At 44.0% G+C, this 22,294-nt stretch carries 28 protein-coding genes; 22 read left to right on the top strand and 6 right to left on the bottom strand.

Annotated features, from left to right (window positions below; translation table 11 throughout):
- Positions 1 to 41 precede the first annotated feature (41 nt).
- From CJD30_RS02410 to lsrK, 10 genes are all read left to right on the top strand, one after another.
- Positions 42 to 1,640: a phosphoethanolamine--lipid A transferase gene (locus CJD30_RS02410; protein ID WP_294915943.1), complete on the top strand. Its 1,599-nt coding sequence runs from the start codon at positions 42 to 44 to the stop codon at positions 1,638 to 1,640.
- Positions 1,627 to 2,325, top strand: coding sequence for a phosphatase PAP2 family protein (locus CJD30_RS02405; protein WP_294915941.1), 699 nt, complete (start codon positions 1,627 to 1,629; stop codon positions 2,323 to 2,325). The genes CJD30_RS02410 and CJD30_RS02405 overlap by 14 nt, the downstream gene beginning before the upstream one ends.
- 24 nt (positions 2,326 to 2,349) lie before the next feature.
- Positions 2,350 to 3,849, top strand: a complete 1,500-nt coding sequence (locus CJD30_RS02400; protein ID WP_294915939.1) for a peptide-binding protein — start codon at positions 2,350 to 2,352, stop codon at positions 3,847 to 3,849.
- Positions 3,846 to 4,490, top strand: coding sequence for an HAD family hydrolase (locus CJD30_RS02395; RefSeq protein WP_294915937.1), 645 nt, complete (start codon positions 3,846 to 3,848; stop codon positions 4,488 to 4,490). The genes CJD30_RS02400 and CJD30_RS02395 overlap by 4 nt, the downstream gene beginning before the upstream one ends.
- 122 nt (positions 4,491 to 4,612) lie before the next feature.
- Complete coding sequence (locus CJD30_RS02390; RefSeq protein ID WP_294915935.1) at positions 4,613 to 5,170, top strand: pyruvate flavodoxin oxidoreductase subunit gamma; 558 nt, start codon at positions 4,613 to 4,615, stop codon at positions 5,168 to 5,170.
- A 10-nt stretch (positions 5,171 to 5,180) separates the two neighbouring features.
- The gene (locus tag CJD30_RS02385) at positions 5,181 to 5,594 is read left to right on the top strand and encodes a 4Fe-4S dicluster-binding protein (RefSeq protein ID WP_294915932.1); all 414 of its coding nucleotides are present in this window, start codon (positions 5,181 to 5,183) and stop codon (positions 5,592 to 5,594) included.
- Positions 5,594 to 6,817 carry a 2-oxoacid:ferredoxin oxidoreductase subunit alpha gene (locus CJD30_RS02380; RefSeq protein WP_294915930.1) on the top strand — a complete coding sequence of 408 codons (1,224 nt, stop codon included), beginning with the start codon at positions 5,594 to 5,596 and terminating at the stop codon, positions 6,815 to 6,817. Before CJD30_RS02385 ends, CJD30_RS02380 begins: the two co-directional genes overlap by 1 nt.
- Before the next feature lie 18 nt (positions 6,818 to 6,835).
- Positions 6,836 to 7,783: a thiamine pyrophosphate-dependent enzyme gene (locus tag CJD30_RS02375; protein ID WP_294915928.1), complete on the top strand. Its 948-nt coding sequence runs from the start codon at positions 6,836 to 6,838 to the stop codon at positions 7,781 to 7,783.
- A 79-nt stretch (positions 7,784 to 7,862) separates the two neighbouring features.
- Positions 7,863 to 8,078: a hypothetical protein gene (locus CJD30_RS02370; RefSeq protein ID WP_294915925.1), complete on the top strand. Its 216-nt coding sequence runs from the start codon at positions 7,863 to 7,865 to the stop codon at positions 8,076 to 8,078.
- On the top strand, positions 8,075 to 9,607 hold the full coding sequence (gene lsrK, locus CJD30_RS02365) for an autoinducer-2 kinase (protein ID WP_294915923.1): 1,533 nt from the start codon (positions 8,075 to 8,077) through the stop codon (positions 9,605 to 9,607). Before CJD30_RS02370 ends, lsrK begins: the two co-directional genes overlap by 4 nt.
- Here the strand turns inward: lsrK and CJD30_RS02360 are convergent.
- Together CJD30_RS02360 and CJD30_RS02355 are read right to left on the bottom strand one after the other, a co-directional pair.
- Positions 9,604 to 9,909, bottom strand: coding sequence for a putative quinol monooxygenase (locus tag CJD30_RS02360; RefSeq protein ID WP_294915921.1), 306 nt, complete (start codon positions 9,907 to 9,909; stop codon positions 9,604 to 9,606). The genes lsrK and CJD30_RS02360 overlap by 4 nt on opposite strands.
- A gap of 9 nt (positions 9,910 to 9,918) precedes the next feature.
- Complete coding sequence (locus CJD30_RS02355; RefSeq protein WP_294915919.1) at positions 9,919 to 11,091, bottom strand: class II aldolase/adducin family protein; 1,173 nt, start codon at positions 11,089 to 11,091, stop codon at positions 9,919 to 9,921.
- Between the two features lie 95 nt (positions 11,092 to 11,186).
- Between CJD30_RS02355 and luxS the strand changes: the two genes are divergently transcribed.
- The 4 genes from luxS to CJD30_RS02335 are packed head-to-tail and all read left to right on the top strand — an operon-like array spanning position 11,187 to position 13,214.
- Positions 11,187 to 11,693, top strand: a complete 507-nt coding sequence (gene luxS, locus CJD30_RS02350; protein WP_294915918.1) for an S-ribosylhomocysteine lyase — start codon at positions 11,187 to 11,189, stop codon at positions 11,691 to 11,693.
- Complete coding sequence (locus CJD30_RS02345; protein WP_294915916.1) at positions 11,693 to 11,995, top strand: hypothetical protein; 303 nt, start codon at positions 11,693 to 11,695, stop codon at positions 11,993 to 11,995. Before luxS ends, CJD30_RS02345 begins: the two co-directional genes overlap by 1 nt.
- Positions 11,992 to 12,471: a hypothetical protein gene (locus CJD30_RS02340; RefSeq protein WP_294915914.1), complete on the top strand. Its 480-nt coding sequence runs from the start codon at positions 11,992 to 11,994 to the stop codon at positions 12,469 to 12,471. The genes CJD30_RS02345 and CJD30_RS02340 overlap by 4 nt, the downstream gene beginning before the upstream one ends.
- Positions 12,468 to 13,214 carry an MnmC family methyltransferase gene (locus CJD30_RS02335; protein ID WP_294915911.1) on the top strand — a complete coding sequence of 249 codons (747 nt, stop codon included), beginning with the start codon at positions 12,468 to 12,470 and terminating at the stop codon, positions 13,212 to 13,214. The genes CJD30_RS02340 and CJD30_RS02335 overlap by 4 nt, the downstream gene beginning before the upstream one ends.
- On the opposite strand, the gene CJD30_RS02330 is transcribed toward CJD30_RS02335, so the two are convergent.
- Complete coding sequence (locus CJD30_RS02330) at positions 13,189 to 13,491, bottom strand: hypothetical protein (RefSeq protein ID WP_294915909.1); 303 nt, start codon at positions 13,489 to 13,491, stop codon at positions 13,189 to 13,191. The two genes, CJD30_RS02335 and CJD30_RS02330, sit on opposite strands and share 26 nt — an antisense overlap.
- A gap of 19 nt (positions 13,492 to 13,510) precedes the next feature.
- On the opposite strand from CJD30_RS02330, the gene CJD30_RS02325 reads away from it, so the two are divergent.
- Positions 13,511 to 13,684 (top strand): hypothetical protein, encoded by a 174-nt coding sequence (locus tag CJD30_RS02325; protein WP_294915907.1) that lies wholly within the window; start codon positions 13,511 to 13,513, stop codon positions 13,682 to 13,684.
- On the opposite strand, the gene CJD30_RS02320 is transcribed toward CJD30_RS02325, so the two are convergent.
- The 3 genes from CJD30_RS02320 to CJD30_RS02310 are packed head-to-tail and all read right to left on the bottom strand — an operon-like array spanning position 13,681 to position 15,236.
- The gene (locus tag CJD30_RS02320) at positions 13,681 to 14,298 is read right to left on the bottom strand and encodes a riboflavin synthase (RefSeq protein ID WP_294915905.1); all 618 of its coding nucleotides are present in this window, start codon (positions 14,296 to 14,298) and stop codon (positions 13,681 to 13,683) included. The genes CJD30_RS02325 and CJD30_RS02320 overlap by 4 nt on opposite strands.
- Positions 14,299 to 14,310: 12 nt before the next feature.
- Positions 14,311 to 14,994, bottom strand: a complete 684-nt coding sequence (locus CJD30_RS02315) for a tetratricopeptide repeat protein (protein ID WP_294915903.1) — start codon at positions 14,992 to 14,994, stop codon at positions 14,311 to 14,313.
- A gap of 44 nt (positions 14,995 to 15,038) precedes the next feature.
- Positions 15,039 to 15,236 carry a hypothetical protein gene (locus CJD30_RS02310; RefSeq protein WP_294915901.1) on the bottom strand — a complete coding sequence of 66 codons (198 nt, stop codon included), beginning with the start codon at positions 15,234 to 15,236 and terminating at the stop codon, positions 15,039 to 15,041.
- A gap of 122 nt (positions 15,237 to 15,358) precedes the next feature.
- On the opposite strand from CJD30_RS02310, the gene mnmG reads away from it, so the two are divergent.
- The 7 genes from mnmG (at position 15,359) to moaA (ending at position 22,294) form a co-directional block, all read left to right on the top strand.
- Positions 15,359 to 17,233, top strand: a complete 1,875-nt coding sequence (mnmG, locus tag CJD30_RS02305; RefSeq protein ID WP_294915899.1) for a tRNA uridine-5-carboxymethylaminomethyl(34) synthesis enzyme MnmG — start codon at positions 15,359 to 15,361, stop codon at positions 17,231 to 17,233.
- Between the two features lie 13 nt (positions 17,234 to 17,246).
- Positions 17,247 to 18,116 (top strand): hypothetical protein, encoded by an 870-nt coding sequence (locus CJD30_RS02300; protein ID WP_294915897.1) that lies wholly within the window; start codon positions 17,247 to 17,249, stop codon positions 18,114 to 18,116.
- A 60-nt stretch (positions 18,117 to 18,176) separates the two neighbouring features.
- Positions 18,177 to 18,677: a ubiquinol-cytochrome c reductase iron-sulfur subunit gene (gene petA, locus CJD30_RS02295; RefSeq protein ID WP_294915895.1), complete on the top strand. Its 501-nt coding sequence runs from the start codon at positions 18,177 to 18,179 to the stop codon at positions 18,675 to 18,677.
- Positions 18,678 to 18,687: 10 nt separating this feature from the next.
- A complete protein-coding gene (locus tag CJD30_RS02290; protein ID WP_294915893.1) occupies positions 18,688 to 19,938 on the top strand; it encodes a cytochrome bc complex cytochrome b subunit in 1,251 nt (416 codons plus the stop codon).
- Complete coding sequence (locus CJD30_RS02285; RefSeq protein ID WP_294915890.1) at positions 19,938 to 20,816, top strand: c-type cytochrome; 879 nt, start codon at positions 19,938 to 19,940, stop codon at positions 20,814 to 20,816. Before CJD30_RS02290 ends, CJD30_RS02285 begins: the two co-directional genes overlap by 1 nt.
- Before the next feature lie 10 nt (positions 20,817 to 20,826).
- Entirely contained in the window at positions 20,827 to 21,222 is a 396-nt protein-coding gene (locus CJD30_RS02280; RefSeq protein WP_294915888.1) for a hypothetical protein, read from the top strand.
- Between the two features lie 106 nt (positions 21,223 to 21,328).
- Positions 21,329 to 22,294 (top strand): GTP 3',8-cyclase MoaA, encoded by a 966-nt coding sequence (gene moaA / locus CJD30_RS02275; protein ID WP_294915886.1) that lies wholly within the window; start codon positions 21,329 to 21,331, stop codon positions 22,292 to 22,294.

Raw genomic sequence — 22,294 nt, 5'->3', positions numbered from 1 at the left:
TTAGAGTTTATAATATCGTAATTAAAGTAAGCGGAGTCCGAGTGTTATTTTTATTTTCAAAACCCGTACGCGCCCGTACAGTCATTATCGCCGTTGCGTTGTTCTTTGTTCTTTTTACAAATGGAGCTTTTTTTAAACATGTCAGTGAAGTCTACGCTTTAGATAGCGGGAACTTTTTATTCGTTGTATCTTTAGGGATTGTACTGTTGTGTGTAACAACGATTCTTTTAACACTGTTCAGTTCCCGCCATACCATCAAACCGATTTTGATTACGATGCTCGTTGTGACCTCTATGGTTGCCTATTTTATGGATTTATACGATGTCGTTATCGATTCGCATATGATTCAGAACTTGCTGGAGACCAATATCAAAGAATCCGCGGATTTGCTCAGCTTCAAGCAGCTTCTTTATTTTCTCTTTTTGGGATTGATCCCTTCGATTATCGTTTATCGTATCAATATTCTCCCGATGACACTCAAAGAGAGCATTATCGATAAGGTCAAAGTGATTGTTGCGGCATTGGTCGTTGCGGTAGTGGTTATGTTTTCATTCAGCAAATATTACACCTCATTTTTCCGCGAACACAAACCGCTTCGCTATTACGCAAATCCGGCCTATTATCTCTATTCGATCGGCCGCTATGTTCAAGAGACGTTTTCGCACCCTTATAGCGGTTTGGCGGTGATCGGACAAGATGCCAAAATTCTCCCCTCCGATGAACCTCGTAAATTGATTGTTATGGTTGTCGGTGAAGCGGTTCGATGGGATCATTTCGGATTGAACAATTATGAGCGGGATACCACTCCGTTGTTGCGTAAAGAGGATGTTATCAATTTTACTCAGTTCACGTCATGCGGGACGGAGACGGCGGTTTCGGTTCCGTGTATGTTCTCATCTCTTGGGCGTGAGGGGTACGAAAAAGAGAAAGCACAGCATACCGAAAATGTGTTGGACGTTCTCAAGCGAGCCGGTGTCAATGTTTTGTGGCGTGAGAATAATTCCGATTCCAAAGGGGTAGCAACACGGGTTGCGTTTGAAGATTATCAAAAACCGTCAATCAATACGATCTGTGAGGGAGAGTGCCGAGACGAGGGGATGCTCGTAGGCTTGCAAGACTATATCGAAGCGCATCCCAAAGGGGATATCTTGATCGTTTTGCATCAAATGGGAAATCACGGTCCGGCATATTACAAACGCTATCCTAAAGCGTATGAAAAATATACGCCGGTCTGTCAAACGAACCAGTTGGAGCAGTGCTCCAAAGAGGAGATTACCAACGCTTACGATAATTCAATTCTTTATACCGATACCTTTTTGACCAAAGTGATCGCCCTGCTCAAAAGCAATGATGAGAAATTTGCGACAGGGATGTTCTATATGAGCGATCATGGAGAATCGTTAGGTGAAAACGGGCTTTACCTTCACGGGTTCCCTTATAATATTGCTCCAGAAGCGCAAAAACATATTCCTGCAGTGATGTGGTTCGGCAAACAGTTCAAAATCGATAAAGCCCGTATAAACGCATCGGCAAAAGAGCCGCAGACTCAAGATTCGCTCTTTCATACTCTCTTGGGGTACATGGAGGTGAATACCTCGATTTATCAGCCAAAGCTAGATTTGTTACATGTCGGTCGCTAAACAGCTATGGGTGAGTGCGGTAGCGCTCATTATTACCGTTGTATTTTTCGGAGTGAGCGGTACCGATATCTGGGTGCAGAACCATTTTTACAATCCAATAACGCATCAATGGTTGCTCGATCACGATGAACCGGTTTTAAAATTTATTTTCTACGACGGAATCAAACGGCTTATTATTATTGTGGATGTGGTGATCTTAATTACGTTGATTGTCGGGTGGAAAAAGCCCTTTTTAGCGCTTTATCGCAAGGGGATTGTGATCGTCCTTTTATCGGGGATTTTTGTGCCGGTCGTTGTAGGGAGTTTCAAAGCGCTCACCAATCTTCCATGTCCTAAAAATTTGGAGATTTACGGGGGAAACTATCCCCATACGTGTGTGTGGGAAAAATATCCGAAATCATTTTGTCAACAAGGGAAAATCAAATGTTGGCCGGCAGGTCATGCGAGCGGAGGATTTGCCCTTTTGTCACTGATCTATCTTTTTCGTACACGAAAAGCGAAAATCATTGCCGGTATTTCTGCAATGGTGATCGGATGGAGTATGGGAAGCTACAAGATGCTTATCGGGGATCATTTTTTGAGTCATACGTTTATTACGATGGTGATGGCATGGTTTATTATCTCTTTGATCGTCTATCTGATTGAACGCGCTCAGAAGAGGAGAAAACAGCTCAAAATGGTATAATCGTACCAAAAAAACGGGTTACGATTGAAACTATTACTTCTCCTTTTACTCAGTACGTGGCTGATCGCTTCGACCCTTCATTTGAGTGCCTCCTCCAATCCGGCACGTCTCAATCCCCTTATCGCTACCGATTCGGCAAGCTCTTCAATCGCGGGTTTTTTGTTCAATTCATTGGTGAAATACGATAAAACCGGACAAAAAATTATCGGAGATTTGGCCGAGTCATACCGTTTTGTGACACCGACAGTGATCGAGTTCAAACTTCGCCGCGGAGTCAAATGGCATGATGGAAGGGCGTTTAGCGCACGTGATGTTCTCTTTACCTACAATTTGATCAAATCTCCCCAAACGATTACCCCCTATGCCTCAGATTTTCGAGTGATCAAAAATGTCATCGTCATTGATCCCTATACGTTGCGTGTCGTGTATGAAAAGCCTTATTTCAAAGCGCTCGAAGTCTGGATGATGGGGATTGTTCCTGAACATATCCTCAAAAGCGAGAAGGATATTATGGGGTCTAAATTTAATACTCGCCCCATCGGTACGGGACCCTATACCCTCAAAACATTGGAGTTTTCCAAGCAGATTGTCCTAGAAGCAAATCCGAATTATTTTGAACACAGAGCGAAGATCGATCGAATCGTATTTCATGTGATCAGTGACCCGATGACCCGTTTTTTGATGCTCAAATCGGGGCAAATCGATGTAGACGGGCTTGATCCGATGCAATACGAGCGTCAACTCGATCCTTCGTTTCATACAAAATTTGCGACATTGGAACTTCCTTCACACAGTTATACCTACTTGGGATTTAACTTGCGGCTCAAAAAATTCCAAGATCCCCGTGTGCGCGAAGCGCTATCGTTGGCAATTGACCGTCAGGCGTTGATTGATATTCTCTTTTTCAAACACGGCAATGTCTGTACCGGCCCTTTTTTGCCGGGAAGCAAAGGGTTCAATGATGAGGTGAAACCTCCGCAACGTAATCTTATTCGAGCAAAAGCACTTCTCAAAGCAGCAGGATATGATTCCGACCATCCGCTGGAATTTGAGATTGCGACCTCCAACTCCAATGCTATCCGCCCCTACGCAGCGGAGATATTGCAGCGTCAGTTGCTCGATGTCGGGGTAAAAGTGACATTACGGGTGATGGAGTGGCAGGCATTTTTGAATACGGTAGTGGCTCCCCGAAAATTTGATACGGTACTTTTGGGATGGTCTCTTTCGCTGACCCCTGATCCGTATGCTCTTTGGCACAGTCAGAGCGATGTTCCGGGTGGATTTAATCTGGTAGGATATCACTCAAAAAAAGCGGATCGCTTGATAGAAACAATGGAGAACTCTACCGATGCGGAGAAAATAGCATCGTTGCAGCGACAGATTTTTCGAGAGATCGTGTCGGATAACCCCTATTTGTTTTTGGTAATACCGAATCAAATTAATGTGTACAGCCGCCATATCAGCGGTATAAAACCGACGATCAACGGTATTTGGGAAGATTATATTGATTGGGAGAAAAAGTGAAGAAAATTATTTTATTTGATTTGGACGGAACATTGATCGATTCTACCGAAGCGATTTTAGAGAGTTTTCACCACTCTTTAAGAACGCATGGGACAGACACATCGATTAATGATGCGATGATAACTTCTCAGATCGGTCATACTTTGGAGACGATGTTTGCAGGAGTAGGGGTAAAAAGTGATCAGATTGAGTCGCATGTTGCTGTGTATAAACGCTATTATCGAGAAATATCGTGTCAAAAAACAGTATTGTTGCCTAATGCTATCGAAGCGGTAAAAGAGGCGGCGACATTCGCCCGTCTGGGAATCGTGACGACAAAAACGGGGCTTTATTCGCGTGAATTGATGGAACATTTCGGGCTGATGCACTATTTTGAAGTTCTGGTTGGACGAGAACATGTGGAGAACCCCAAACCGCATCCTGAACCTATCTTAAAAGCGATTGAACAAATGAACGGTGCCATAGCATCGGTATGGATGATCGGGGATACTCGTCTGGATATTGAGTCCTCAAAACGGGCAGGAATAGAGTGTGTTGCGGTAACAAGCGGTTATGATAAAATAGAACAATTATTCACATTAACTGACATTATAAAAAATGATGCGCTCGAAGCGGTCAAATACATCGCTGAGCGGGTTTGAAAGTAACACTTTTGTTTGTATTTTCGAGCTCACAAAAAGTGAAAAGCTACATTTAAGAGCAACTTTCATAGAATACACGTATTGATAAAATTCAACTTAAACTTAAGTCAGAGGGAGAATTCATGCTAGAGATTCGATGGCATAGTCGAGCCGGACAAGGCGCCGTAACCGGTGCAAAAGGTTTGGCCGACGTTGTATCCACCACGGGTAAGCATGTACAGGCATTTGCGTTTTACGGATCTGCAAAGCGCGGAGCAGCGATGACTGCGTACAATCGTGTTGATGACAAAGTCATCTTAAACCACGAAAAATATATGAGTCCTGACTATGTTTTGGTTATTGACCCGGCATTGGTCTATGTGGCAGATATCACCGCCAACGAAAAAGAGAATACAACTTACATTATTACGACACATTTGAGTACGGAAGAGTTGATCGCTTCACAACCGAAACTTGCCGGTAAAAAAGTGTACACGGTAGACTGCATCAAAATTTCCCAAGAGACGATCGGAAAAGCGATTCCGAACACGCCTATGTTGGGTGCTTTGATGAAAGTTTCTGGAATGTACGATATGGATTTTTTCAAAGAGAACATGATCCGTGTCCTCAAAAAATTGCCGCAAAAAATTATCGATGCAAACATGATCGCGATTCAGCGCGCGTATGATGAAGTGAAATAAGGAGCACATGATGGAAAAAAAAGGATGGGATGGGTTCGAAATCGGTGCCATGCTCCGATCGTTTGATGGAGCAACGCAAGATATCGCAACAACGCTTCCGGAAAACCGCCCTTATTCACAATCAAACTCGTTTACGGCGAGTGTAGCAGACTGGCGTATTGAAAAACCTTTGTTCAACAAAGAGTATTGTATCGATTGCCAATTTTGCTGGATTTACTGCCCTGATATGTCAATCATTTCACGGGATAAAAAAATGGTCGGTATCGATTTCGATCACTGTAAAGGGTGCGGGATCTGTGTCCAAGTATGTCCGACCAATCCAAAATCGCTTCTAATGTTCCCTGAACAAAAAGATGAAGAAGCAGCCCTTGCCGAATGGCCAAAAAAAGAGAAAAAAGCTGATGCTGAAGTGAAGGAAGACTAATGGCTGATACAATGGAACTACGTGATATCGAGGTCTGGGACGGTAATATGGCAGCAAGCCATGCGCTTCGTCAAGCGCAAGTAGATGTTGTTGCAGCGTATCCGATCACACCATCGACTCCAATCGTTGAAAACTATGCGAATTTCACGGCTAACGGTTATGTTGACGGTGAGTTTGTTATGACCGAATCTGAGCACGGTGCAATGTCATGTTGTATCGGTGCTGCAGCTGCGGGTGGGCGTGTAGCGACTGCTACGAGTTCACAAGGTTTCGCTTTGATGGTTGAAACTCTTTATTCTGCATCGGGGATGCGTTTACCGATCGTTTTGAACGTTGTAAACCGTGCGCTTGGTGCACCGCTTAACGTTAACGGTGACCACTCCGATATGTATTTGGGACGTGATAGCGGATGGATTCAATTGGATGCATACTGCCCGCAAGAAGCATACGACATGAACTTCATCGCTTTCAGAGTGACAGAAGATCATGATGTTCGTTTGCCGGCTATCGTTAACCAAGACGGATTTATGACCTCACACACTGCACAAGGGGTAAAAACGTTGAGCGATGAGGTAGCATACAAATTCGTAGGCGAATATAAACCTATGAATGACATGCTCGATCTTGATCATCCGGTAACACATGGTGTACAAACTGAAGAAGATTGGCACTTTGAGCACAAAGCACGTCAACAACACGCATTGATGACTATCGTTATTCCAAAAATCGAAGCAGCGTTTGCTGATTTCGAAAAATTGACAGGACGCAAATATAACATCGTTGAAACCTACAATATGGAAGATGCGGAAGTTGCTGTCGTTTGTATGGGTACATCGGTAGAAACTGCACGTGAAGTTGCAGTAGAGATGCGCGAACAGCACGGTATTAAAGCAGGGGTTATCGGAATCCGTGTATTCCGTCCTTGGCCTCTGCAGCAAATCGCTGCGGCATTGAAAGATGTTAAAGCAGTCGGTTTGTTGGATCGTTCTAGCCCGCACGGTGCAATGGGTACATTGTACAATGAAGTTTCCGGTGCGTTGTTCAATACCGATACAAAAGCGGTATTAACCAACTACATCTATGGATTGGGTGGTCGTGACTTGACAAAAGCACATTTGACTGCAATTTTCAAAGAGTTAAAAGCAAATGCGGATGCGGGTAAACCGACGACTCCATTGCAACAATATATCGGTCTTCGCGGGCCGAAACTCTCTTTTTTCTAAGGAGCCACCGTGTCAGAAATGAAAAAAATTAAGAACTTAAAAGAGTTCTCGACATCAGCAGATCGTTTTGAAGGGGCAAATCTTCTTTGCCCAGGATGTGCTCACTCAATTATTGTTCGTGAAGTATTGAATGCAACAAACGATGATTTGATTCTTGCGGCATCAACAGGATGTTTGGAAGTATGTACAGCTGTTTATCCGTATACATCATGGGATGCTTCTTGGATTCACATCGGGTTTGAGAACGGTTCATCTGCAGTTGCGGGTGCTGAAGCAATGTACAAAGCGCTTAAAACCAAAGGACGTTTAAAACAACCGGATCGCACGCCTAAATTCGTTGCATTCGGTGGAGACGGTGCGACATACGATATCGGTTTCCAATGGATTTCGGGATGTTTTGAACGTGGTCATAACATGATGTACGTTTGTTTGGATAACGAAGTGTATGCAAATACCGGTGGACAACGTTCATCATCTACGCCGATCGGTGCATCAGCAACAACAACACCTGCAGGACGTGTCAGTTACGGTGAAAAACGTAACAAAAAAGACATGATGGCTATCATGGCGGCACACGGTGCACCGTATGTTGCACAAGTTGCTCCGAATAAATGGAAAGATATGGTTGCTAAAATCCAAAAAGGGTTTGAAGCAGAAGGTCCCGTATACATCAATGCAATGTCTGCATGTACAACTGAGTGGAAATTTGCTCCGGAAGATACGATTGCTATCTCTGATTTGGCAACCGACTCATTGGTTTTCCCACTGTATGAAATCATTGACGGGACAAAACTAAACATTACCTACCGTCCGAAAAACATCATTCCGGTACGTGATTACCTTGGTGCACAAGGGCGTTTCAAACATTTGTTTACCAAACAAAATGAATACCTTATCGATGAGTGGCAAGCACGTATCGACAAACAATGGGATTATTTGCAACGTCGTGAAGAGGCAAGTGTTTAATACACTGCCTTTCCCCCTCTACTCTCTTCTTCTTTTCAGATTGGAACTCTCTTTGCTTCTTTAGTCTAAAATAATAATTTTGGATAACACTATGTATCGTATGACCTATAACCACACGGGAACTACCGGATGTTCAGCGCGCGGCATCGCAAAGCGCGAAAGTATCCTTGAATTGCAAAAATTGGCTGAAGAACTTAAAGATTCAATTTGCAACATACATATCGAAAAAGTCAAATCAGATATGGATCAACATATCCCGATGAATGTTTTTGTGAACATGAAAGAGCTTCGTTGAATCGCTATTTTCTCGTCATCGATGCGGGTACGGGGAGTATTCGATCTATTATCTTTGATACACTCGGAAAGCAAATTGCGATTGCACAATACGAGTGGGAACATATTGCTGAAACGGATGTTTATGGATCTATGGGATTTGATTATGTGCGCGGATGGGAACTGGCTAAAAAGTGCATTCGCGAATCGATCGACAGAGCGAAAATCAGTGCAGAAGATATTGTGGCGGTATCGGCTTCAAGCATGCGAGAAGGGATCGTTGTTTATGACGATCAAAAACGCGAACTTTGGGCCGTTGCTAATGTTGACAGTCGCGCTAGTGCAGAGGTAAGCTTTCTCAAAAAAAATTATCCCCATCTAGAGAGGGAAAATTACGCAATAAGCGGACAAACGTTTGCCCTCTCCGCTGCACCGCGATTGCTCTGGTTGAAAAATAATAGACCCGCGCTATACGAAAAAGCACGCTATTTTACAATGATCAGTGATTGGATACTTTTCAAACTTTGCGGAGAGCTGGCTTCTGAGCCTTCGAATGCAGGAACGGCGGGAGCATTCAGTCTTAAAGAGAGAAAGTGGAATACACGTGAATTTGAACAATGCGGGCTGAAGGATCTATTTGTTCCGGTCAAAGAGAGCGGGGACGTGCTCGGGAGTGTGAGTACTCAAGCCTCTCTTGAGACGGGATTAAGTCTAAAAACACTCGTTGTCATGGGGGGTGGTGACGTCCAGATCGGTACCGCAGGCTTAGGTTCTTCACACGTTGGCGATGCCGTCGTGCTAGGAGGGAGTTTTTGGCAGCAGGTGGTCAATATACCTTCTAATGGGATGCTTTCCGATGCAATGCTGCTTCGGGTGAATCCGCATGTCGTACGCGGAATGTCTCAGGCTGAGGGGATCACCTTTTTTTCCGGACTCGTGATGCGGTGGTTTCGCAATACGTTTGGATGCGGTAAAAGCTACAGTGAACTAGAAACTATAGCAGCGTCAATTCCAGTGGGATCGTATGGTGTTACACCGATATTCAGTGACCGAATGAACTATGGGGAGTGGATACATGCCTCTCCATCGTTTATCGGGTTGGGACTCGATGAGTCAAAATACAACGTTGCATCGATGTTTCGCTCTCTCGAAGAGAATGCCTGTATCGTCAGTGCGATCAATTTGGAGAATATCAAAGCCTTTAGCGGTATTGCACCCACTTCCATCACGTTTGCAAGCGGTGCATCGAATGGAGCGCTATGGTCGCAGATTTTAGCCGATGTTACAGGGATTGAAGTCAAAGTTCCTGTTGTCAAAGAAGCTACGGCATTGGGTGTGGCAATGGCGTGCGGAATCGGTTCTGGAATTTATAAAAGCTTTGAAGAAGCCGGAAATGAAATCGTAAAAATCGAGCGTATTTATGAGCCAAGCATGGCGAATCACGCACAATATGGCGAGATCAAAGAGAGATGGTTTAAGATCTACTCCAAACAGATGGAACTGGTCAAAGAAGGTATTTTAGAGCCTATGTGGAAGGCTCCGGGGATTTAGAACCCGTAAGCTTTTTCATCGAGTAAATCAAGCTCTTCGGTGTATTTATCGTCTACAAACGGCTCATAGTGTGATTTGTAGTACGCATAATGTTCCGTGTGCTTGTGCCCCTCCAAAGACTCCTCATCCGCCCATGACTCAACTGCAAAGAATTTACGCGGATTGTTTTGGGATTGGAAGATGTAGTAAAACAAACATCCAGGCTCTTTTAGTGAAGGGGCTACCATATCCTCTAATAATTTTTTGACCGTTGCGATGTGCTCTTCTTTGGCGATAAAGGTCACTTTTTTTGTAATTTTCATATTTTTTCCTTATTTCTTTAATTTAGCTTGTTCAAGTTCCCAGTACTCCATCTCGAACATTTGAGACAGGGTGAGTGATCCCCACCCTCCGAGCTGTTCAGCCGAGAGGATAGCGGTGATGGTATGTTTGACAATTTCACCGATGATACGCGACTCTTTTTCGTCTTTTCCAAGAACTACGATTCCGAGCCCTTTGATTACCGCGTAGCGAGGGGCAAGATCCAGACAGATGTGCTCTACGGAGGCGTTGGCGTCAAAATAGGCTTTGTATTCCTGTGCAAACAATTCTATCCCTTTTGCAATATCGCTATCAATTATGGCGGGAAAAGGTTTGATCCGGATGACATGCTCAGGAGTTAAACCTCCTCTTTTTACCAGAGTGTCGAGATTGGGTAGGATACTAAAGAGTTGCGCGCGAGGTGAGTCGATGAGTAGGGGAAACAGCTCACTTCCGCGCAGTTTTGCCGCTTCAGCTCCCACTGCTTCGGCAATCGTTTTGTCACCCTTTCCTTCACAATCACCACAGGCAAGGGTGACGTTCTCTGCAAGATACGCTTCGGCGATGGTGACGATGTCGATCATCTTCTCATAGGCACGCTGTGCATTGTCATCAAACGTAAAAACGCCGTGATGCATGAGAATCATCCCTGATAGGGTATTCCAGTCGATGTTTCGGGTAATTTCGTAGATATGTTTTGCCAGTTCAAATCCGGGCATCACGTAATCGATGATGAGCATATGCTCCCCATAAAGCTTTTGTACTAATTCTTTACCGTTGGGCGTATTGGTGAGAGTGACAACCGCATCGGCATGGGTATGATCGACGTAAGCATAGGGGATAATAGCGTGCAAGATCGCTTCGATCGAGGGATTAGGAAAGCTTTGATCACTCATTGCGGCACGCTGTTCGGCGACCATCTGTGTATCGCTGAGGCTTTCTCGTGTTGCCATCTCCAAAAGGACATCAAGGTTTACCGGAGAAAATCCAGGCTTTTCGATTGTATCCAGATTCCAACCGGACCCTTTGACATAGAGGGTGTTACCGATTTTCACCGAGGTATTTCCGCCGCCGTGGAGAACGAGTTCTTTACTTTGACCCAAGAGTTGAGAGGTGTAAACTCTCATCCCCAGCGGGTCGTTTTCATACTGAGCGGCTGTTTGAGGCTCAAAGAGGCTTGTCATAATGTTAGATCCTTCTATTAATGGTCAAATTATAGCGATGAGGGATAAAATATGCTAATATTGCTCCCATTAAAGATAAAAAATTAAGGATTTTCATGCCATTACTTGACAGTTTTTGTGTCGATCACACCATTATGCCCGCTCCTGCCGTTCGCCGTGCAAAAGGGATGAAGACCCCAAAAGGGGACGATATCACGGTATTTGATTTACGTTTTGTCAAACCGAATGAAAAGACCCTCTCTCCTGAGGGGATTCATACGTTGGAGCATTTGTTTGCCGGATTTATGAGGGATCATCTCAACTCAGAGAGTACCGAGATTATCGATATCTCTCCGATGGGATGCCGAACCGGATTTTATATGTCGGTGATTGGTACCCCGAGCGAAGAGACAGTTGCCGATGCGTGGGAAGCGTCGATGAAAGATATTTTGGAAGTCAAGTGCCAAGACGATATTCCTGAACTCAACGTCTATCAATGCGGTACCTACACCATGCACTCTTTGGAAGATGCCAAAGCGATCGCGACCGAAGTACTTCGCCGTGATATCGATATCATGGATAACGAAGCATTATCCCTTGACCTTTCGAAGGTAGAAAAATAATGCTCCTTTTGTTGCCAATGGATGGTGACGATACTCAGGAATCTGAACTTACCGGTATTTTATCCGCAAGCTATTGGGCGACGGTAGAGATCGAAGAGGGGCGTGTCATCGAGATCAATTTTTATCAGTGTCGTTCCGAAATAGAAACATTGTGCGACGCTGTTATCGTGACGAATAACTATGAACCTGTTATGGAGTTTCTCGATCAGCAGATGATGGTATTGGTTGCCCATTTTCAAAAAACAATCGATGATATTGTTGAAGCCTATCTTTTCCGTGAGTTGCACGATTTGTCATTATGATTACCTCGCTTCTCCATCCCACCCCCCATACCAAAATTATGGTGGCAACGAGTCATTGTGACTCTTTGTCTGAGGAGTTGGGAGATTTTTTTGCTCCTTATGAAGGAGTGGTTGATTTTTCATTCTTTCCGGGAGAACACCTCCCCCTAATACATCCATCATTTCATAAAACCTTCACGATTAAAGATTACCGCTCTCCTGCCGGAGGGGTTCCCCGTGATTACGCCGCCGTGATCGTACAGGATGTATTGCACTTGCATGAATCTCCACAGAAATTTTTGGAGTTGATTTATCGGAGTTTGCTCAACGCTTGTGAAATTATTATTGTTCAAAAAAACGGTTCTATGGGTATTGCTGAGATCGAATCACTACTCGATGAAGCGGAATTTCGGGCGATTAACGCGATCACCGACCTGATCGATGGGTATGAGGTAGTTATCGGAAAGAAGATGCACATGTGGGGTAAAGGATTATGAAGAGATGGGTTCAAAGCGATGATGGAAGTTATACGGCGTATTCTCCTCAATATGACGAGCATTATCATTCGACTAAAGACGGTGCGCTGAACGAATCGCTCAAAAAACACATCGAACCCGCTTTTGAGATCCATGCCAAAAAAGATCATCTTCGACTTATAGATATCTGTTTCGGTTTGGGATTTAATACACTTCTTAGCCTCTATTGGCGCGATACCTATTATCCGGATACGACCTTAGAGATCTATTCTCCGGAACTGGACGGTGAACTGGTTGCTTCCCTTGTCGATTTCCCCTATCCCGAGATCTTTGAGCCCTACCGAAATATCATTACTGACATTGCTACTCTTGGCGGATATGAGGACGAGCGGACGCAAATTACGGTCGATATTATCGATGCGCGTGTTGCGATGAGAGCGTTGGAGGGGGAATGGGATGTGTGTTATCAGGATGCTTTTAGTCCCCAAACAAACCCGATCCTCTGGACCCGTGAATATTTTGCCGATATCGCACGACTGATTGGGGAGGATGGCATAGTTACGACCTATTCGACAGCACTCTCCACACGACTGGCTCTCTATGAAAACGGTTTTAATGTCTATCTCAATTCAGGCGAGAGGTATCGGAATGCAACGATAGCATCACGACGCATTTTGGAGAGGTATGAGAAAGTCGATATGGAACATAAGATAAAATGTAATCCTAATGCCCAAAGCCTTAGAGACGAAAATCAGGATTTTTAAATCGGTAGTGTTCGATGAGGTGGCGGAGACGGTTTTCGTTAAAACGCCAGAAGTGTTCGGGATCAAAATCGCTATGAGCTTGCATCGCTGTGTAGAGTTCGGAATGGCTGATCCCCTCGTGGTACGATTCGATCATTATCCGCTCTAAGAGTTCGACTGACTCAGGAGTGGTATCATCATCGGCAAGCCGCTTTGTAGGGAAAAAATAGTATAACTTCCAAACGGCGAGTCCAAGTCCGCCGATAAACGCAATCATCATAATCGATTCAATTTTCATAATCTCTCCGGAGGGAACAATGTGTTTTATTCTAACTGTTTTATTTGTAATTGCAACTTATGTTTTTTATACCAAAGCGCTCATGGTTCAAGCGATTGGAAGCGGAGTGATTGCTGCTATTGCGCTATTTTTTCTGATTCGTAAATTGATTAAAAACGGTCGGTGTATTTTTGGCGGGGAAAGAGATTGTTAGTATAGCGATTGAATTCGTTCAATCTCTTCCCAGCCGATTTTTTTCGATTTTGCGGTGCTTCCTAGAATATGGCGTATATAGCGGGCAAATACGTCGGTTTCGATATTGACCCGCGTCCCTTTTTTATAAGTACCGAAGAGGGTTTCACGCATGGTGATCGGGATGATGGTGAGACGGAAAGCATCATCATAGACATCATTGACCGTGAGGCTTACTCCATCAATGGTAATAGACCCTTTTGGGGGGATGAGGGGGATAAACTCGGGATCGATATCAACGACAACGTCATAACTGTTACCGTTATCGGTGATAGAGCGTACAGTGCCGATTGTATCGATATGCCCTTGGACGATATGCCCTTCAAAACGATCTCCCATCATCATCGCGGGTTCGATGTGCACAAAGCCATTTAGTTTTTCTGTAGCAATATGTTTTAGGGTTTCGGGAGAAAGTTCGACGCTGAATCCATCGGATTCGATGCTCACAACCGAGAGACAGGTACCGTTGATGGCAATGGAATCGCCGAGTGAAGGTTTATGTGCGGCTTTGAGGGATAATCGATTCCTTCCAAAGCTTTTCACCTTTGCCATCTCCCGAATTAATCCTGTAAACATAGTTCCCCTTTGTTAAAATACAATTTTACCCTCTTCTTGCAAAGTCCTGATAATTCCTTTGGCTTTTTCGTGGCCGTTATAGGCGGCTTTTCGGCACCACTCCAGCGCCGTATCGTTATTCATCTCACACCCCAGTCCCTGATCGTACATCAGTCCGAGATTGTATTGCCCTTCGGCGAGATTGGCATTTGCCGCACGTGAGAAGCAGATAAAAGCTCTAGGATAGTCTTGCAGAACCCCGTGTCCCTCTTTGTAGAGAACACCGAGGTTATTAAACGCGTTTGCATTACCCCGTTTTGCTGCTTCTTCGTACCAGAATGCCGCTTCAGAGAAATTTTGTACACATCCAAGACCTCGTTCCAGTGCCAGAGCCGTTTCAAACTGTGCCTGAGGAAATTCGAGAACCGCCGCACGGAGCATCAACTCGTACGATTTGAACTGATCATGAGGCGCTACGACGCCATCGGCATACATGAGTGCGAGATTATAAAGGGCGGCGGGTTCGTTTAACTCTGCAGCTTGCGTATAGAGATGAAACGCACGTTCAGATGAGGGCTCTACCCCAAGACCTTTTTGATGCATATACCCCAGCGAAGAGAGTGCGGTAGGGTTGTTTTGGAGCGCAAGTGTTTCAAATAGTTCAAGGGCTTTTGCATATTCCCTGTTGTTAAAAGCGTCAAATGCATTTTGAAGCATTCAAGTACCTCGGTTTTGTTTTTGGTGATTATAGCGAGGCGGCCTTAACGACGCACTTTTCTCATCTCACGCTGTTTTTCTTTAAGTTTGGTTACAACGTCTTTGAGTTCCTCTTTCTTTTTGAGGAGATCTTCTCGAATCAGGTGCTCACTGCCACCATCAATTTCAGGATCGTATTCCAAAGGCTCAGGGCTGTAATTTTTCAGCATCTCTTCCAATGTAAGGGTTTTGTCGTTATTCATGGCAATCACTACTCATCAAAAGTTTTGCTTAATTGTAGAGTATTTTTCCTTTCTCTTTTTATAGGTTTCAACATGAGAAGCTATAATTACACCTAAAGAATGATATAAAGAAGTATAAAACTATGGAATATGATGTAATTGTCGTCGGCGGAGGACACGCCGGAATCGAAGCCGCACTCGCTTCTGCCCGTATGGGGCACAATACCTTGATGGTCTCTATTTTAGCCGAGCAGGTGGGGGCGACGAGCTGTAACCCTGCCGTCGGCGGTTTGGCAAAAGGGCATTTGGTCCGTGAACTTGACGCGCTCGGCGGTGAAATGGGATTGTTGACCGACTCCGCGGGAATACAGTTTCGTATTCTCAATATCACCAAAGGACCGGCCGTTCGAGGTAGCCGTGCACAAATCGATATGGATCGCTACCGTGTGCTTGCACGAAATACGATCCTCACGACTCCCAATATGTCGCTGATCCAAGAAACCGTGACATCTCTCATCATTGAAGATGCTACAGTGGTTGGTGTACGTACCCACTTGCTCAACGAATATCGGGCTAAAAGAGTGATTTTAACGACGGGAACATTTCTCAACGGGGTTGTCCATATCGGAGAGATTACCCAAGAAGCGGGACGTTTTGGTGAGTTTCCCGCCAAAGGCCTGACCGATTCACTACGCGAAGCGGGACTCAATGTCGGACGGCTCAAAACAGGAACCTGTCCGCGTATCGATAGCTCATCGATTGACTTTAGCGTCATGGAGATTCAAGACGGGGATGAACTACCTGCACCGTTTAGTTTCCGTACCGATAGGGATGAGTTTGCCCGTACCAAAAAACAGCTTCCCTGTTATATCGCTTATACGAACGAAGAGACCCACAATTTGATTGAAGGGAACTTTCACCGCGCACCGTTGTTTACGGGACAAATCGAGGGAGTTGGGCCACGCTATTGTCCGAGTATCGAGGATAAAATCAACCGTTTTCGTGACAAAGAGCGTCACCACCTCTTTATCGAACCGCAGACGGCAGAGAATACCGAGTGTTACATCAACGGTATGTCCACTTCGCTCCCGCCGGATGTACAACGTGCCATGATCCATTCGGTACAAGGGATGGAGAACGCGAAAATCGTCCGTTACGGCTATGCGATCGAATACGATTACGTCGATCCGACGGAGCTCAAACACACATTGGAGACAAAAAAAGTCAAAAATCTTTATTGTGCAGGACAGCTCAACGGTACCACGGGATACGAAGAGGCGGCGGCTCAGGGGATGATGGCAGGTATTAATGCGGCATTGTCATTGCAAGGCAAAGAGCCGCTGGTTTTACGTCGTGATGAGGCTTATATCGGAGTATTGATTGATGATCTGGTGACCAAAGGGACAAAAGAGCCTTACCGTATGTTCACTTCCCGCGCCGAGTATCGGCTCCTTCTTCGTGAAGAGACGGCCGATTTGCGTCTTGGAAAATACGGTCATGCACTTGGACTGATCAGTGATGAGCAGATGGAGCGGATCGAGACAAAACGGACTCAAATTGCAGAAGGGCTGAAGCTTCTTGAAGAGACGATCTACACACCGAACAAAGAGTTCTTGGCCTTTTTAGCCTCGATCGAGGAAGAACACATCAGCGATAAACTCACTGCGATGCAGCTCGTATCACGTAAAAGTTTTGATTTGTCAAAATTGATCACTCTTATCCCAAGTTTTGGAGAACTTGATCCCTATATCCAAGAGCAGATTTTGATCGAAGCCAAATATGCACGTTACGTTGAGAAACAAAGTGATGATATTGAGCGGATGAACAAGATGCTCCACATCGCGATCCCGGAAGGGTTTGATTTCCGTTCCGTTTCAGGGCTTTCCAATGAGATTGTGGACAAACTTTACACGTTTAATCCGCCAACATTGCAGGCGGCATCGCAGATTTCGGGTATGACCCCCGCTGCACTCGATATTTTGCACATTTATATCAAAATGGCGCAACGTAAAAACTAAAGGAAACTCTATTATGCGTTATTTTTATTATGTCCATACGGGTCACCGTATCGGATTGGATCGGTTTCATCGAGCAGTTGCTATTGTCAAAGAGCTTCAAAAAGAGATTGATATCACGTTGTTGTGTTCTGATTTTCGAATCGCTGCCGAGGCAAAAGAGTTTGGAATCAAGCGTTCTGTTGGGGTCGACGTTGTCCGCAATATTCCACAAATTGCTGAACACGGCGATAAAATGATTTTTGATTCTGCGGAAGCCAATCCGATTTTATTGGATGATATGACGAAGTTTTTTTCAACGTTTATCCGAATCAGTGATGATCCAGAGGAATCAAAGCATGAAAATGAATTTTTGATTTCACCGTATTTGGAAGGCGAGGGAATTTGTAAGGGTGTTGTTATCGGTGAACACTATTTCGATCCAATCCCCAAAACGATTCCGTTAACACTTTTTTTCGGTGATGATGATTATGAAAAAGATTTGGAAAAAAACAAACATATTTTTAAATCTCTCAATGCAGAATTGCTGATGGGGTTTTACCACTTTTTAGGGTATGAAAAAAAATTAAGTGAGAGTTTTACAGCCATTCATGACGCTGAAGAATACGAAAATATTATTCGTAAAAGTAATGTATTAATTACATCTTCGCCTCAAGCAGTCCTCCAAAACTTAGCCGCTGGTGGGAAACCGATCTATCTTCAACGCCCCGATTACAGCAAAGATTTCATCCCGTTTTTTAGAAATTTATCGATCCCTATTGTAGAAAATTTTTCCTCTGAAACGCTTGTACAAGGGGTTGCTGAAGCTAAATCACATAATTATCACGAAATACAAAAAAGTAACATGAAAGTAATCGATTTCATAAGAAAAACTTTCAATTTATAGAAACTTAAACCTTTTTAACTTATTATGGGGAGTTAAATTTCCAAATTAAGTGAGATGACTATGATGGATGAAAGCAGAAGAGGCTTTATTGGTAAAGCTTTTGGTGCCGTCGCAGCGGTCGGGGGAATTGCCTCGCTCATCGCGATGAAGAAAACATGGGATCCGCTTCCGAGTGTTATGTCTGCCGGTTTTACAACCGTTGACGTATCAGGCTTGGAAGCCAACAAATTAGAAGTCGTTGTATGGCGTGGTAAACCGGTGTTTATCCTAAAATACACGGCTGATATGAAACCGACAGATGGCCGCAGTGTCAAAATCGGTGAAAACTACTTCTCCGTTATGATCGGTCTTTGTACACACCTTGGCTGTATCCCTGGATATGAAGGCGATAAAAAATTGTTTAAATGTGCATGTCACGGCGGTGAGTACTCTGCTGATGGTAAACAAACATTTGGACCACCACCTCGTCCTCTTGATATTCCTCCTTTCAAACTCGACGGTGTAACACTCGTTCTTGGTGAAGAAGGTCCTGAATACAAAAAAATGACGGCGAAAGCGTAAGGGGAGCGAGATGGCAGAATTTAAAAAAGCAGACTCGATGCTCGAGTGGTTTGACCAGCGTTTAGGTGTAGTCAACTTTGCAAAAGTGATGATGACCGAATATTGGATTCCTAAAAATATCAACTTCTTGTGGGCAATGGGTGTTTTGTTGACCGTATTGTTTACATTCTTGTTAGTTTCAGGGATTTTCTTATTGATGTATTACAAACCGGATGCTGCGATGGCGTTTGACAGTGTTAACTACACTATCATGCAAGAAGTGGCGTACGGTTGGTTGTTCCGACACATTCACGCGGTGGGTGCTTCGGTTGTTTTCTTGGTGATCTATATCCACATGTTTACTGGTATCTATTACGGCTCATACAAAAAAGGTCGTGAAATGATCTGGATCTCAGGTATGCTTCTTTTCGTCCTTTTTTCAGCGGAAGGGTTTAGCGGATATATGCTTCCATGGGGACAAATGTCATACTGGGCGGCGTACGTTATTACGGAGATTTTCGGTGGTATTCCGGTAATCGGTGATGAACTGGTTGTTTGGATTCGCGGTAACTTCTATGTTGCAGATTCTACATTGACCCGTTTCTTTATGCTTCACGTATTATTGATTCCGTTGGCAATTTTGGGTGCGATCGTATTCCACTTTTATTCCCTCCGTTTTCCACACGTTAACAACGAAGATGGTGAGTTTTTCGATTTCGATGAAGAAGCGGAAAAATATCTTGCTGGAAACAAAAAAGAGTCTAAAGTTGTCCCTTTCTGGCCAGTATTCTTGTCAAAAGATTTCTTTGTTCTCGGTTTCTTTATGTTGTTCTTTTTCTATTTGGTTTTCTTCCATTACAGTTTTGCAATGGATCCGATCAACTTTGATAAAGCAGACGGGCTTAAAACTCCGGCACACATTTACCCTGAGTGGTATTTCTTGTGGTCTTATGAAGTATTGCGTGGTTGGTTCTTCGAAATCGCAGGTATCTCTGGTAAAGATCTTGGTTTAATGGCGTTTGGTTTTGCTAACATCATTTTCGTATTGTTGCCATGGTTGGATCGTTCGCCAATGGTTAAACCTGCAAATCAACGCCCGTATTTCAAATATTGGTTCTGGTTGATGATGGCAGACTTGATGGTATTGACAGAGTTTGGTAAATTGCCTCCAACCGGTCCAAATGCATGGGTTGGTTTTTGGGCATCACTTGTTTTCCTAGTGTTGTTCATTGCTTTGCCGTTTATCACTAAAGCAGAAGCGAAAAAAGTGGAGGGTAAATAATGAAAGAGTTTAAAATCTTAGCCGTTATTATGGCTCTTGTCGGCATTACCTACTACGGAATTGAGCCGTATGCTCACAGCGTAATGCATCCTGAAGTGGCTCCGGCTGACTTCTCGTTTAAAGATCTAAAAAATGTTGATACAAAACTTGCCGGTAACGTTGAAAACGGTAAAGTGCTTGTAGAAGCAAACTGTATCGCATGTCACGCGATTGAAAAAGCGGGTCACCCAGCGGTTATGCCAAACGCGGATGCCGCAGCAAGTTACGGTGTTGTTCCACCGGATTTGAGCCAAGCAGGTCGTATTTATGACAAAAACTATTTGGCAAATTTTATTTTTGATCCTGTAAGCGCAATGCACTTGCAACACAAATATTCTCCGGAAAGCGGTAAAGCATTCCCGATGCCGTCGTACAACTGGATGACTCCACAAGAGATCATGGACGTTGTAGCGTATTTGCAATCGATTGCTCCAAAAGTAGCTGAAGGAAAAGACGCACACAAAGCAACTTTCGAAGCGGCATGTGGACGTTGTCACAGTATGAAATACGCAGGTATCGAAGCAGCTACTCCGGTAGATACGATTAAAACGTATATGGGTGCAACGCCTCCTGATTTGTCACAATACATCAAAAGTCGTGGTGAACACTATCTTCACAGCTTTATCAATGACCCTCAGCTATTGCTTAAAGGGACTTCAATGCCACGTGTTGGTTTGAGCGAAAAAGCACAAGAAGAAGTTATTGCGTACATGGAAGAGATTGGTGACTCTAAAAAAGCTGAGCGCGAATCATTGGGTGTATGGGTTCTTCTTTACACGTTCATCTTCGCTATCTTGGCATATTTGTGGAAACGCAAAATCTGGTCAGAAGTTCACTAAGGGGTAATGGATGAAAATGATTAAAATTTTAGCATTATCGGCACTCCTTAGTGCCGGTGTAATGGCAGACGATACTTTGGTAAAAAATATGAGCCAAATGGAAAATGGTTTGAGCAGTGTTCAAAAAGGATTTTTGTACAACACTCCTGATTTGATTAAAACAGGTGTTGCAGATATCCAAAAAGCGGATGCTCTTTTCCACAATATGGAAAACACCAAAAAATATCTTCCAAAAGATAAACAACATATGGGAAATATCGCTTTCAATGCGGCTAAACGTATTGATAGCGCGTCAAACGACTTGTTAAAAGCGTTGGACAAAAAACAATTCTCAAAAGCACACCAATCGTATTCTGAAATCGTGAATGCATGTACTGCATGTCACGCAGTAGTACGCGGCTGGTAAGTTTTCCTACCCCCTCTGGGGGGTTTGCTTCTCTAATTCTCTCAATAAATAAAACTACAAACAACTTTTAGATACCATCCCAACACTTTCCTATTCAAGGATCATTGTGTTAATAGATAGTTATGGACGTACAGTTGATTATTTGCGGGTTTCGGTGACGGAGCGGTGCAATTTTCGATGTCAATACTGTATGCCTGAAAAACCCTTTTCATGGGTACCAAAAGAGAACCTGCTTAGTTTTGAAGAGCTGTTTGAGTTCATCAAAGTCTCGATTGATGAAGGGGTCAAAAAAATCCGTATTACCGGTGGAGAACCGCTTCTTCGCGAAAATCTCGATACCTTCATTCGTATGATATACGACTATAAAAATGATATCGATTTGGCAATGACGACGAACGCATTTTTATTGGCAGGATCAGCGCAAAAACTTTATGATGCCGGCTTGCGTCGACTCAATGTGTCCATTGACACTTTGATCCCAGAAGTGGCTGAGAAGATCGCCAAAAAAGATGTGTTGAGTCATGTGCTTGCGGGGATTGAAGAAGCACTGCGTGTTGGATTTAAGGTCAAGGTAAACATGGTGCCGATGAAAGGGGTCAATGATTCGGAAATCTTGGATGTTTTGGAGTACTGCAAAGCACGGGGAATGACGATCCGTTTTATCGAATACATGGAAAATGTTCATGCCGAGGTCGATATCAAAGGGATGCAAAGTTCCGAATTGCTGAGTATCATCGGCAGTCGCTACAGTTACGATGACGAAGGGTTTGATGGGCACTCTCCATCACATTATTACAAATTGCCGGATGGATATGAGTTTGGGATTATCGAACCGCATAAAGATGATTTTTGCACCAAATGCAATCGTATCCGTCTCACCGCAGAGGGGAACCTGATCCCGTGTTTGTATTTTGATGAGGCGATGTCGATACGTGATGCGGTACGCCGTGGAGATATCAAAGAGGCGGCGTTGGTACTCAAAGAGGTAGTTCGAACCAAGCCGGAGAAAAACCGCTGGAGTGAAGGGGATACTGAAGCATCCAATCGCGCATTTTATGAAACAGGAGGGTGA

Origin of the sequence: Sulfuricurvum sp. PD_MW2, assembly GCF_002633015.1 — a bacterium.
Lineage (GTDB): Bacteria > Campylobacterota > Campylobacteria > Campylobacterales > Sulfurimonadaceae > Sulfuricurvum.
The sequence above is the reverse complement of the archived record's forward strand: the minus strand, read 5'-3'. Positions and strand labels throughout refer to the sequence as shown.